An 11,551-nucleotide genomic window follows, 5' to 3' on the forward strand; every position below is an offset into this window, starting at 1 on the left:
GAAAGAAGATACTCCAATATTCGCGACTACCCACGGAACAGGTCCGACGCGTCCCGTCAACTTCCCACCGCCTATTTTTCCTGACTTTGCCACTTTGCCGTATCGTTACGCTGGAGGAACTCCAGGACGGACGATGCAGGCAGAGGTCGACCAAGGAAATATCCCTGCAAACGATCACAGCCAGCGGCAATGAGCCATTCGGCTTGAGCTTGGTCTTCCACACCTTCGGCGGTGACCTTCATGCCCAGCCCATGCGCCAACGCGATGATAAAGCGAACGATCGTCTGGCTTTTATCGTCGTTCGTCAGATCCTTTATGAAGTACTTGTCGATCTTTATGGAGTCGAAGGGAAAGTTCTTCAGATAGCTTAGGGAGGAATATTCGGTGCCGAAGTCATCGAGCGAGATCTGAATCCCGAGGACATTGAGGGTATTCAACGTATCGAGATTGTTGATCGTGCGCTCGAGCAAAACACCTTCGGTGATTTCGAGCTCAAGACGTTCAGCCGAAAATCCGATCGTGTCGAGCGTCTGCGATACCCGGTCGGTGAAGCCTCCGGTCAAGAATTCGGCGGGCGAGAGATTGACCGCGACCATGCAGTGCGGCGGCCACGTCATGGCCTGCCGGCAGGCTTCTTCCAGGACCCATTGGCCGATTTCCGGCATCATTCCATCGGCTTCTGCCATTGGGATAAATGCGGAAGGTGGGATGATACCCATCATCGGATGATGCCACCGCAACAAGGCTTCGAAACCGGCGACAGACCCCGAACAATCCACCAACGGCTGATATTCGATAAAAAATTCGCCATGCTGCAGCGCCACGCGCAGGCTTCGCCTCAGCAATTCCCGCTGCTCCAGAACCATCATCATGGCCGGCTCAAAAGTGCGCGCGCGGCCTCTTCCCTCACTTTTTGCAGCGTAAAGAGCAATATCGGCGGCACGCATGAGCTGATCCTCCTCATTGCCATCCCGCGGGGCAAGCGCTACGCCGATACTTGCGCCTGAAAACACTGCGATCCCATTCACCAGGAACGGCTTCTTAAAAGCGTTCACCAACGCATCAGCCAGTCGCTCCGCCTCTGACGGCTGGTCCTTGCGGAGCTGAATTACGGCAAACTCATCGCCCGCCAGCCGGTATGCGGTCTCTCCCGGTCCCAGAACGTTGCGTATGCGCTCGGCGGTTTGCTGCAAGACGATATCGCCGGCAGCGTGACCCAGAGTGTCGTTGATCGGCTTGAACTCATCGAGGTCGAGCTGCATCAGCGCGATGCCGTTCTTTCCGCCTGATAAAGCCTCGTGCAGACGCGCACCGAACTGCCGCCGGTTCGGCAGGCCGGTCAAAGCATCGTGATTGGCTTCATGCAGCAGAAACGCCCGGTCTGCTTCGTCAGGGGACGGATCCTGACGAATCGGGTTCCTCGTCTCAACTACTGCGAAACCATTGGCGGGCCGGAATATGATAAGATCGCAGAGCGCCTCGCCTGCTCTTTGGAACTGCACATTTCGCAGCCATCCGGTATTGCCCGTCTGCTCAGTGAACATATCCATGCTGGGATCATCCAGCTCCGGGTATATTCCGAAAAGCGTGGCCTGAGAGGTCTTTTCGTCGCCGTAGAACGCCCGGAACCTCTCGGACGACATAATGAGATTCAAATCGCAGTCGTAAAACGAGAAAAGCACGTCGGGTGCGCTGCTGGCCGGCAAAGGAATGTCAAACTTAATGACGCTACTGGCTGCCATTCCGGTCTCCGTCCTGTCCTGGGAACTTTCAGGCTTCGTAATCGCTTTCAATCTCCTGTCGTCTTAGGATCTAACGGACCGAGCCGACACTTGCTATTGAACAAGTATCAAATGGTTATGTTTCAAATATTACGCATAAATAATTTAACAATTGCCGAACTTAAGCCCCACACCTGATTGATTCCGACGACGCTCCCCTCGTTGGGAACACTGTGTCCAGCAGTCATTTACATTATGCTAATGAAGTTAGTCCTGTCAAATGTTCAATCAAAAATTGCAGACCGCCACAAAGACAGGCATGGGTTATGCCTGCGAAATAACGCGCTTTTCGCGCAATTTTTCCACGGGAATGATACCCGCATGATAGCCTATCTGACATCCTCGAACGCCGAAAGCGGTTCGGCTTTTCAAATAGCCGAACCGCTCCACTTTTTTGGTCTTTCGCAATCCGAATGAGAAACCGCTCTGCGGCTTCCTTGGCCCCCCCTTCAAGCAACGCGTTCGAAGCGAGTACGGATATGTTCGATGTAGTGCTGGCCGGGCGAGGAAGCCTCAACCATGGCCTGGGCAGCCTCTTCTGGAACGCCGGTAAAGAGACGCTCCTCGCCGTTCTTGAAGCGAATATAAAGACGGCCATCGTCTGGATGAAAAAAAACGGATTTAATAATCCGCGATGAAACTGGGAGTTCTTTCATAGGTCACCTCGCCTTCGACGCGGTTGTGCCATGAAAATCAAAATATCGAATGAAGTGAACTAGTTAAGAAAACGTAGTGCTTTGGCGCAACCCTCCTAAATACCTCACGGGGCAAAAAGCGATTTGTACCAGCCCGGCACACGGCCGATCGCACCGCGAGACCGGGGCCCGGTTGCCCGAGCCCCCATCGGAAACTCACTCGATGCCTGAAAAGACATTCTTGATTGCGGCTGCGATCTCCTCGCAATGCGTCTCAAGGGCGAAGTGGCCCGTGTCGAAGAATCTGATGTCCGCGCTCGGAATATCTCGCTTGAACGCTTCCGCGCCTGGCGGCAGGAAGAACGGATCGTTCTTGCCCCAGACGGCCAGGAACTTCGGCTGGTGCTTCCTGAAATACGCTTGGAATTCCGGATAAAGAGCGACATTGCTCTTGTAGTCGCCGAAGAGGTCGAGTTGGGCGTCGGTCGCCCCTTCACGAGCGAGGTAGTGATCGTCGAGGGAATAACCGTCCGGCGAAACCAGCGTCGTATCCGTCACGCCATGGGTATATTGCCATACCGTCGCCTCCGGCTGGAGGAACGATCTCAACGCATCGCGATTGGCAGGAGACGGATCGTTCCAGTAAGCCCTGATCGGGTTCCAGCCTTCGCTCAATCCCTCTTCATAGGCATTGCCGTTCTGGGAAATGATCCCCGTAATCCGATCCGGGTGCCAGATCGCCAGCCTGAAGCCGGTCGGCGCGCCGTAGTCGAACACATAGATCGCGAACCGCTTCAGCCCGATCACCTCCGTAAAGCGATCAATCACCTTGGCGACATTGTCGAACGAGTAGGAGAACGCGGAACGCGGTGGCAAATCGGTCTGACCGAAGCCCGGCAAATCGGGAGCCACCAGATGAAAATCCGCCGCCAGAGCCGGGATCAGGTCGCGAAACATGTGACCGGAACTTGGAAACCCGTGCAGGAGGAGAAGTGTGGGATTCTTTCGACCGCCCGCCTCCCTGTAATAGACGCCGAGCCCATCCACATCCACCTTCCGATAGTGCACCTTCGTCATGGAACCATTCCTTTGGTAACCCGATTAATGACACCGATATGGTTACACCAAGTTAGTAACCAGTCAAGTGCCTTTAAAAGGGTTACGTTAAAGTCGCACGCCCATACGGCACAGCGTTGCAGACTGCTGCCCTGAAATCTGTTTCGATCTCGGAAAGCTAAGTTACTGATTTGGAAATCGAATTTTCGTCTTAGATCGCAGAATCGGGCGACCCATTTAATGGGTCTGTATTGGTTATTTCAACGAAGCGAGATGACCATGAGCGTTATGGCCGGCGTCTATTTTCTGCAGCCATCGGGAACCCCTATGGGCACCCCATGCATCTTGGCCGCCATTTTTCCATCAATTGGCTCGGGCGCGGTGGGCGGCCTGCTTCGCGCGGTTGCCGCAAACCGCCATGCTGCACCACCGGCGCTTCTTGCCGCGCGTGCGATCGATGAAGAGAAGCGTGCAGTTCTGACCTTCACACGCTTTGACATCCGAGAATTCCTCGGTGCAGACAAGTTCACCCATCGCTTCCGCAACCGGGGATAAAAGAGCGTCTGGCGATTTCCACTGGCGTTCCGTGCTCCAGCGCAATCCGCTCGTCCCCTTCTCCTCTTCCGCGGTGACGATTTGGCGAAATTGTTCGTCCCGCGACAGCAGGCGGTTTAATGGTTCGAGCTGCTCGAGCGCGCTCGCATCGAGAGGCCTTCCTTTGTGTTCCCTGACGAATTCGCGGAACCATTCGCGCAACGAACGCGCCTGCGCCGCCAGCGAGTCGAGTTCTCCGGGCATGGCGTTCCTGGCAATGGACTGCAATCTGCGCTCCGGAACGAGACCCGCCTCGCGAAGCCACCGGATGAACCCCTCTCCGTCGTTGAGCCATTCGAAAGGCCTGTCGACCGGGGTTGCTAAAGAATTTAGAAAATCAAGACCAGCGGCGTCCCCGACGAAGATTGCTGGTGGATTGCGTTCGGCCATGACCTACCTCACTTGAAGCTTGTTTCATGCTATGATCGCTTCGCTCAGCCTTTACCGGCGTCGCTACTTTCAGATAGCGTAATAACCCCTTAAAATCCAGTAAAATGGTTATTATTTCATCGTTCGATCCGAGGACACGAAGCAGGTCGCGCGGAACTGCACGGATCGAACGTCATCCGATTTAGAAATAACTAATGAACAATGAGCATACTGGCAGCGTTTCTTGGCCAGGAGGAGTGTCCCATGAAGAGTATGCAAAACCGACAGGTCAAAAGACCCGGCCCGCGCGAGCTGGACGTGGAACAACATTGCAAGAAACACGGCGTTGACGCAGCCGAAACCAAGAAACTGGTCAAGCTGCTGGGCCGGCATGCTCCGCTGCACGAGCTACATGCCAACGCACCGCCGAAGCAACCTCGGTGGCGCTAAGGTTTCTGCCGGCGGCGTCCGGCTTTGCGTTTGAGACCGCCGCCGCGACGTGCCCGCGGTCTCAATGCTGCATTCGACGGTTGACGTGACTGCTCGCCTTTACGTCCGTCAGCCAAGATGAGGAAGCAGATGCATTCACATCATCCGAGGCGTACAATTGTGCATGGATAAGCAACTCGTAGAACAGCATTTAAAATTGGCAAAGCAGCATGTGGCTCAAGGCCGCAGACATATCACTCGGCAAAAGCAAATCATTTTCGAACTTACGCAAGGCCAACACGACACCTCGCAAGCGCGTCGGCTGCTATCCACCTTCGAGGAATTGCAACAGATGCATGTTGCCGAACGGAACCGGCTCCAAAAAGAGTTGGAGGCAATGAGGCCGTAGGCACAGCCGGGACGCGGCGCTCGGGACAGACCGGAGATCGAGGCAGGCTGAGGCACCGTCTCTACCTTGCAAAGGCTTATCCTACTACCCATTTAGAGCCGTGAGGGCTGCGAAGCCGTGCGAATTGTATCGCGCCAGATGCTTCGCCGGAACCATGGCAAGAGCATTCGTTTGCAGCCAACGCCGCTCATTTGCGTAATGGGCCTTCCTGCTATTTCTTATCGATTACGCCGGCCGGACGGTCGGCAGAGGACTTCTATTGAACAAACCGAACATCGCTGCCGCGCCCGCGGCGGTGAAGCCGCGCGAGCGCGATGGGGCCGTTAACCGGCCTGACAAAAACTGGAAACCGTATCCCTGCCTTCTCACACGTCGAGAACTGCAGGAATTGATCGCCGAGCAGCTCGGCTGACCGGCAACCATTTTATCAACCGCAACAACAAGGAGAACAGAATGCAGGTTCTGGTACGAGACAATAACGTCGAGCAGGCGCTCAGGGCGTTGAAAAGAAAGATGCAACGCGAAGGGCTGTTCCGGGAGATGAAGGAACGGCGGGCTTACGAAAAGCCCTCTGAGCGCCGTATCCGTGAAAAGGCGCAGGCGGTCAGCCGGTATCGCAAGGCCGCTCGCAAGAAGATGCAGCGCGAAGGTCTTCTTGCCGCATCCAAACGAAGATCATCGGCACGATAGCACCATAGAGAAATACCTCCCGGGCCGCCCTTCAATGCGGCGGCTCGCGGTTGAAGGAAAGGTTGAATGATGGACGAATTGTATAGCGTGACCGTTTCCGAAGAACGGCTTGAAGATTGCCGCGATGTCATTGAGCCCGACTTGCAGGATCATGTCCCAGGACGTGGTGTAGCTTAGACGACCACGGCTCATCCCAGAGGGTCGGATGAGTATCAGCTTGCTGCTGGCAGGCTGATGAGCGGATCATCGCTCATTGTGGCGATTGTCTCAAGTGTCATGTAGCGGGATCGCTGGACGGCCCATTCATCGTTCTGTTCGAGCAGCAGCGCACCGACCAGGCGCACGATGGCGTCGTCGTTGGGGAAAATGCCGACGACCTCTGTGCGCCGCTTGATCTCACCGTTCAATCGCTCAATGGGGTTGGTCGAGTGAAGTTTGGCCCAATGGCCTCCGGCGTGTCCTGAGCGAAGGCCGTTGCAATGAACGCGGAGACAACCCGGCGTCCGCTCTTTCCAGCATGGGCCAAGGCATTGCGCATAAAGTGCACCCTGCAGCGCTGCCAGGTGGCGGAAAGCACTTTCGATACTGCGGCCTTGATGCCCTCATGGGCATCGGAGACGACGAGCTTGACGCCGCGCAGCCCCCGCCTGGTCAGCTTTCGAAGAAACTCGGTCCAGATCGCCTCGGCCTCGGACGTGCCGATCTCCATGCCGAGCACTTCGCGTCGGCCATCGGTGTTGACGCCGACGGCGATGATTACGGCGACGGAGACAATACGACCACCGCGCCGAACCTTGAGGTAGGTCGCATCGATCCACAGGTAGGGCCATTCTCCTTCGATGGGCCTGTCGAGGAAGGCCTTCACCTTCTCATCGATCTCCTCGCAGAGCCGGGACACCTGACTTTTGGAGATGCCCGACATGCCCATGGCCTTGACGAGGTCATCAACAGAGCGGGTCGAAACACCCTGGATATAAGCCTCCTGGATGACCGCCGTCAGAGCCTTCTCGGCCATGCGGCGCGGCTCCAGGAAGCTCGGGAAGTAGCTGCCGGTGCGAAGCTTGGGAATGCGCAGCTCGACGGTGCCCGCCCGTGTCTCCCAATCCCGGTCGCGATAGCCGTTACGCTGGGCCAGCCGGAAGCCATTCTTCTCGCCATAGGCCGCGCCGGTCTTCGTGCCGACCTCCAGCGCCATCAGCTTCTCGGCAGCAAAGCCGATCATCTCCCGCAGCAAATCGGCATCAGCGCTCTTCTCAACGAGTGAGCGCAGGTTCATCATGTCGTCGGTCATCGGTGGTGTCCCTCAGGTTGGCTCTAAGCAACCCGACCCTACCGGAAATCACCGATGGCTATGAAATCCAGCTACACCACTCCATGGGACACGATCCTCGCAATGAAGGCGTTCTTCCCGGGAAAACCGCCCTTTCCCTTTCTTCATGTGGACACCCGGTGGAAGTTTCGGGAGATGATCGATTTCCGCGACCGCATGATGCGGGAAATGGACCTGAAATTGATTGTCCACGTCAATCAGGATGGCATCGATCAGGGTATCAGCCCGTTTCGAGACGGCTCCAACGTGCACACGCACATGATGAAGACCATGGCGCTGCGCCAGGCGTTGGACAAATTCAGTTTCGATGCTGCGCTCGCAGGCGCACGCCGCGACGAGGAAAAATCGCGAGCCAAAGAGCGGATCTTTTCCATTCGCAACGCACAGCATGCTTGGGATCCGAAACGCCAGCGTCCGGAGATGTGGAGAACCTACAATACGCGTGTCAGCGCAGGCGAAACGATGCGCGTCTTTCCGCTTTCCAACTGGACGGAACTCGACGTCTGGGAATACAACCAAAAGGAAAACATCCCGGTCGTGCCACTCTATTTCGCGGCGCCGCGGCCCGTCGTTCAGCGCGGTGCGGCGATGATCATGGTCGATGACGAGCGCATGCCGCTTGAGCCCGACGAAACGGTCACGCAGCGCATGATCCGTTTCCGTACGCTCGGCTGCTACCCTTTGACGGGCGCGATCGAATCCAGTGCGGAGACGGTGCCGGAAATCCTGCGCGAGATCGTGGAGGCACGCACCTCCGAAAGACAGAGCCGGCTGATCGATTTCGACGAGGCCGGGGCAATGGAGAAGAAGAAGCGGGAAGGGTACTTCTGATGCCATATCCTTTTTCGATATCGCCGCATGACATGGAAGAGCATCTGGTCCAAGAGGACAAAGGACCGGTTCTTCGATTCATTACCTGCGGTTCGGTCGATGACGGCAAATCGACCTTGATCGGGCGACTGCTCTGCGATGCGCAACTGGTCTTCGAAGACCAATTGGCAGACCTTCGCCACGGGGGCATCCGCGGCGGCAATGGCGAGGAAATCGATTTCTCTCTGCTGCTCGACGGCCTTGAGGCGGAGCGCGAACAGGGCATCACCATAGATGTTGCCTATCGCTATTTCTCCACGTCGAAGCGCAAGTTCATCGTTGCCGACACGCCAGGCCACTTCGAATATACGCGCAACATGGCGACGGGCGCATCAACTGCCGACCTTGCCGTCATCCTCGTCGACAGCCGCCAAGGCATACTCCAGCAAACACGCAGGCATTCCTATCTCGCCTCGCTTCTCGGCATTCGCCATGTCGTCCTGGCTGTGAACAAGATCGATCTCATCGATTTCAGCGAGCCGATATTTGATGCCATTGTGGCCGAATACGTGCGCTTCTCGGCGAAGCTGGGTTTTGCCAGCGTAATGGCCATTCCGATGTCCGCCCGCTTCGGAGACAATGTTGTTTCGAAATCGGGGAAATTACCCTGGTATCAAGGCTCCCCGCTTCTTGAATATCTGGAAACGGTGGAACTCGACGCACCTGACAGGCAAGAACCCTTTCGTTTTCCTGTTCAGCTCGTCATGCGGCCGAATGCGGATTTTCGCGGCTACGCGGGCCGGATCGCATCCGGAAAAATTGCGGTCGGCGATCCGGTGATCGTTGCAAAATCAGGTCTGCGATCGTCGGTCAGGGCGATCATTGCCCCTGATGGCAACCAGATATCTGCCGCAGAAGGGGAACCGGTAACCTTGGTTCTTGCCGACGAGGTAGATGTCTCGAGGGGCGACATGCTGGTTGACCCCGCCTCAAGACCTTTTGTCTCGGACCAATTTCAGGCGCATCTTATTTGGTTCGATGCCAATCCGATGCTCCCCGGACGAAGCTATCTCTTGCGGACGGAGACGGACAGTGTCAGCGCCACGGTGACTGTGCTCAAGCACCAACTAAATGTCGACAGCTTCGTTCGCGAACCGGCCAAACTGCTTCAGATGAACGAGGTGGGCGTCTGCAACATCATGACGCAACGACCGATCGTCTTTGACGCCTACAAGGAAAATAGGTCAACCGGCAATTTCATCATCGTCGATAGGGTAAGCAGCGCGACCGTCGGCGCCGGCATGATTGATTTCCCGCTTCGTCGTGCCGACAACGTTCATTGGCAGGCGCTCGACGTCGACAAGGCCGCGCGGTCGGCTCTCAAGAACCAAAAGCCTGCTGTCCTTTGGCTCACCGGTCTGTCCGGTTCGGGCAAGTCGACGATCGCCAATGCACTCGAAGCGCTTCTGCATACTTGCGGCAAGCATACCTATCTATTGGACGGAGATAACGTACGCCACGGGCTTAATCGTGACCTTGGCTTTACCGCAGTTGATCGGGTCGAGAACATACGCCGCGTCGCTGAGGTCGCCAAGTTGATGGCGGACGCAGGGCTGATCGTAATTTGCTCCTTCATCTCGCCCTTCCGAGACGAGCGGCGTATGGCGCGCGAGCTCATGGGCGAAGGCGAGTTCATCGAAATCTTTGTTGACACGCCTTTAGACGAATGTGCGCGCCGAGATCCGAAAGGGCTTTATAAGAAGGCCTTTGCCGGGAACATTGCCAATTTCACCGGCGTCTCGTCTCCCTATGAGGCTCCGGAGAATCCGGAACTTCACCTCAAAACCATGGGCCAGGAGCCAGCGAGGTTAGCGCTTCAGATAGAAGAGTTCCTTCGAAGCCGAATGGAGGAGAAATAGCTCACTGGCCCAGTGCAAACAGGAATTTTAGCAACTGAGAGCCTGTCAACAGGGGAGGGCCGAAAATCTCCTGCAGCTGCTTCGCTGAGAAGAGTAGCCGGCCAGGCCAGCGGGTGCTGGCGTTTCACCAGCTTTACGGACCATATGACGGCAGCCTACCGAGAATACACCTTCAAATACTGGATGGACACTCATCGCAGCGAGGAAATCTTCTTCGTCCTGCAGGTCCAGAAGGTTATGCCAAAAACCTTCGTTGCATTTGGCTCCTGCCGGTACGTGGAGGAAGGGGAGAGGCTTCCCCGATCTCACATCATCGCTGATTGCAAGTCGGAAGCTGATGCGCTCGCCTTACGCGATCGGTTCTTCGCCATACGAGTCGATACGGGCAAGACTATCGAAAAGGAGATGTATCGGCGCGTTGATAAGTTCGCAGCGCGCGCAGAGGGGAAGACGCGAAGACGCTGAAGAAAAACCTATCGCTGCCTCCCACATATATTCGGGAGGCAGGCATGACCTCACCGGCCGTACACAAAGACCCCATCCTCTCGGGCCGCCTTAATGATCGCCTCTCGCACTTCTTCGGCAGTTATTCTGCCCTCATGGGCTGCAAGAACCGCTCTCTTGGCGCCTTCATAGGCTTCGCCGGTATTCTCTGCCGGCCATTCGTTGAGCAGGAAATCGGCAGCGCGCTCGGCGCTGTTGATCGCGACCGCTCTGCCGGCCTGTCTCGTTTCCAGCATCAGAGTTTTATCCCACCATTGTCTGGTCATGGCATTATTCCTCCGCAATCAAAACTGGCGATCAGATGCTTGGTTCCAAGGAGGGCGGCGTGATGCTCATCTTCGAAAGATCCTGTATTCGCATTCGGGTACCCCTCGCACATGCAGGGTTCGCTTATCGCCTACGTGTTTCCAGAATCTCTTTTTGTCCGCTACGCGACTATCTGCGAGGCCTTGGCGCCGACGTCAGGCTTTCAAGACTGATCGAGAGGCGGCTTTCATGCGCAACAGTTGATTGGCAGCCGCGTCAAGTTCCGTTCGCAGGGATCCGACATGGCGTCGACATTGTTCATGATCTAGAAGGCGGCAGTCGGTTCCGCAAGAACGACGAGCGCGGAAATTCATCATCCGCCCGCCATGCTCGGTCCGCCGCAAAGCGCCCAGGGCTCCCCGTAGCTAGTTTCCGTCCACAAACAGGCGTGTTTAAGCGCGTTTACAAGGGTTTGTCCTTGGCGGTGAGAGTGGTTTTGGGGCGACGGACAGGATCATGAACGCTTGTGATTGGGCAGTATACAGTTGGCGGCGCTGAGGCGTACGCCACGAGGCCGGCATTGTAGCGACGGCGCAATTCTAAAAGCTGGTCGGAGTTCAGGTCGGTTTGAGGCGGATGAAGAGGACGAGGTTGTAAGCCACGACGGAGGACCAGACGTAGGTCTTGAAGTGGTCAAGGCCCCGCCAGGTGCAGCGTGCCAGGCCGTAGGCACGCTTGAGGCATGATATTCCGGCTTCGATACCGGCGCGGAAGTTGCG

At 56.4% G+C, this 11,551-nt stretch carries 11 protein-coding genes and 2 pseudogenes; 6 read left to right on the plus strand and 7 right to left on the minus strand.

What is annotated here, in order from left to right:
• Positions 1–71: 71 nt before the first annotated feature.
• From PH547_RS32045 to PH547_RS32060, 4 genes are all read right to left on the minus strand, one after another.
• Positions 72–1,742 (minus strand): putative bifunctional diguanylate cyclase/phosphodiesterase, encoded by a 1,671-nt coding sequence (locus PH547_RS32045; RefSeq protein WP_285170334.1) that lies wholly within the window; start codon positions 1,740–1,742, stop codon positions 72–74.
• Between the two features lie 488 nt (positions 1,743–2,230).
• Positions 2,231–2,437 (minus strand): KTSC domain-containing protein, encoded by a 207-nt coding sequence (locus PH547_RS32050; RefSeq protein WP_260305219.1) that lies wholly within the window; start codon positions 2,435–2,437, stop codon positions 2,231–2,233.
• 195 nt (positions 2,438–2,632) lie between these two features.
• Positions 2,633–3,493: an alpha/beta fold hydrolase gene (locus tag PH547_RS32055; RefSeq protein ID WP_285170335.1), complete on the minus strand. Its 861-nt coding sequence runs from the start codon at positions 3,491–3,493 to the stop codon at positions 2,633–2,635.
• Positions 3,494–3,835: 342 nt separating this feature from the next.
• Positions 3,836–4,456 (minus strand): CGNR zinc finger domain-containing protein, encoded by a 621-nt coding sequence (locus tag PH547_RS32060; RefSeq protein WP_260305221.1) that lies wholly within the window; start codon positions 4,454–4,456, stop codon positions 3,836–3,838.
• 243 nt (positions 4,457–4,699) lie between these two features.
• Between PH547_RS32060 and PH547_RS32065 the strand changes: the two genes are divergently transcribed.
• The 3 genes from PH547_RS32065 (at position 4,700) to rpsU (ending at position 5,963) form a co-directional block, all read left to right on the plus strand.
• Entirely contained in the window at positions 4,700–4,885 is a 186-nt protein-coding gene (locus tag PH547_RS32065; protein WP_104826920.1) for a hypothetical protein, read from the plus strand.
• Between the two features lie 647 nt (positions 4,886–5,532).
• A complete protein-coding gene (locus PH547_RS32070; protein WP_260303997.1) occupies positions 5,533–5,685 on the plus strand; it encodes a hypothetical protein in 153 nt (50 codons plus the stop codon).
• A 41-nt stretch (positions 5,686–5,726) separates the two neighbouring features.
• Positions 5,727–5,963, plus strand: a complete 237-nt coding sequence (rpsU, locus tag PH547_RS32075) for a 30S ribosomal protein S21 (RefSeq protein WP_104826922.1) — start codon at positions 5,727–5,729, stop codon at positions 5,961–5,963.
• Positions 5,964–6,175: 212 nt separating this feature from the next.
• Here the strand turns inward: rpsU and PH547_RS32080 are convergent.
• Positions 6,176–7,254 (minus strand): annotated as a pseudogene (locus PH547_RS32080) (IS256 family transposase).
• 96 nt (positions 7,255–7,350) lie between these two features.
• On the opposite strand from PH547_RS32080, the pseudogene cysD reads away from it, so the two are divergent.
• The 3 genes and pseudogenes from cysD to PH547_RS32095 all read left to right on the plus strand — a co-directional run.
• Positions 7,351–8,124 (plus strand): annotated as a pseudogene (cysD, locus tag PH547_RS32085) (sulfate adenylyltransferase subunit CysD); the annotation flags it as partial.
• Positions 8,124–10,022: a bifunctional sulfate adenylyltransferase/adenylyl-sulfate kinase NodQ gene (gene nodQ, locus PH547_RS32090; protein WP_184806338.1), complete on the plus strand. Its 1,899-nt coding sequence runs from the start codon at positions 8,124–8,126 to the stop codon at positions 10,020–10,022. The pseudogene cysD and the gene nodQ, both read left to right, overlap by 1 nt.
• A gap of 144 nt (positions 10,023–10,166) precedes the next feature.
• Positions 10,167–10,487 carry a hypothetical protein gene (locus PH547_RS32095; protein WP_004125998.1) on the plus strand — a complete coding sequence of 107 codons (321 nt, stop codon included), beginning with the start codon at positions 10,167–10,169 and terminating at the stop codon, positions 10,485–10,487.
• A gap of 50 nt (positions 10,488–10,537) precedes the next feature.
• Here the strand turns inward: PH547_RS32095 and PH547_RS32100 are convergent, their stop codons facing one another.
• Both PH547_RS32100 and PH547_RS32105 read right to left on the minus strand, forming a co-directional pair.
• Positions 10,538–10,792 carry a DUF982 domain-containing protein gene (locus PH547_RS32100; RefSeq protein ID WP_120764280.1) on the minus strand — a complete coding sequence of 85 codons (255 nt, stop codon included), beginning with the start codon at positions 10,790–10,792 and terminating at the stop codon, positions 10,538–10,540.
• Positions 10,793–11,389: 597 nt separating this feature from the next.
• Positions 11,390–11,551 (minus strand): transposase (locus PH547_RS32105; protein WP_285170337.1); only part of this gene is annotated, 162 nt, incomplete at its 5' end.

It is taken from the genome of Rhizobium cerradonense, from assembly GCF_030182455.1.
Lineage (GTDB): Bacteria > Pseudomonadota > Alphaproteobacteria > Rhizobiales > Rhizobiaceae > Rhizobium.

What these genes read in the sequence shown, in the direction of transcription:
- rpsU (WP_104826922.1), top strand. Translation starts at nt 5,727, where the DNA reads ATGCAGGTTCTGGTACGAGACAATAACGTCGAGCAGGCGCTCAGGGCG.
- PH547_RS32065 (WP_104826920.1), top strand. Translation starts at nt 4,700, where the DNA reads ATGAAGAGTATGCAAAACCGACAGGTCAAAAGACCCGGCCCGCGCGAG.
- PH547_RS32060 (WP_260305221.1), bottom strand. Translation starts at nt 4,456, where the DNA reads ATGGCCGAACGCAATCCACCAGCAATCTTCGTCGGGGACGCCGCTGGT.
- PH547_RS32050 (WP_260305219.1), bottom strand. Translation starts at nt 2,437, where the DNA reads ATGAAAGAACTCCCAGTTTCATCGCGGATTATTAAATCCGTTTTTTTT.
- PH547_RS32055 (WP_285170335.1), bottom strand. Translation starts at nt 3,493, where the DNA reads ATGACGAAGGTGCACTATCGGAAGGTGGATGTGGATGGGCTCGGCGTC.
- PH547_RS32095 (WP_004125998.1), top strand. Translation starts at nt 10,167, where the DNA reads ATGACGGCAGCCTACCGAGAATACACCTTCAAATACTGGATGGACACT.
- PH547_RS32100 (WP_120764280.1), bottom strand. Translation starts at nt 10,792, where the DNA reads ATGACCAGACAATGGTGGGATAAAACTCTGATGCTGGAAACGAGACAG.
- PH547_RS32045 (WP_285170334.1), bottom strand. Translation starts at nt 1,742, where the DNA reads ATGGCAGCCAGTAGCGTCATTAAGTTTGACATTCCTTTGCCGGCCAGC.
- nodQ (WP_184806338.1), top strand. Translation starts at nt 8,124, where the DNA reads ATGCCATATCCTTTTTCGATATCGCCGCATGACATGGAAGAGCATCTG.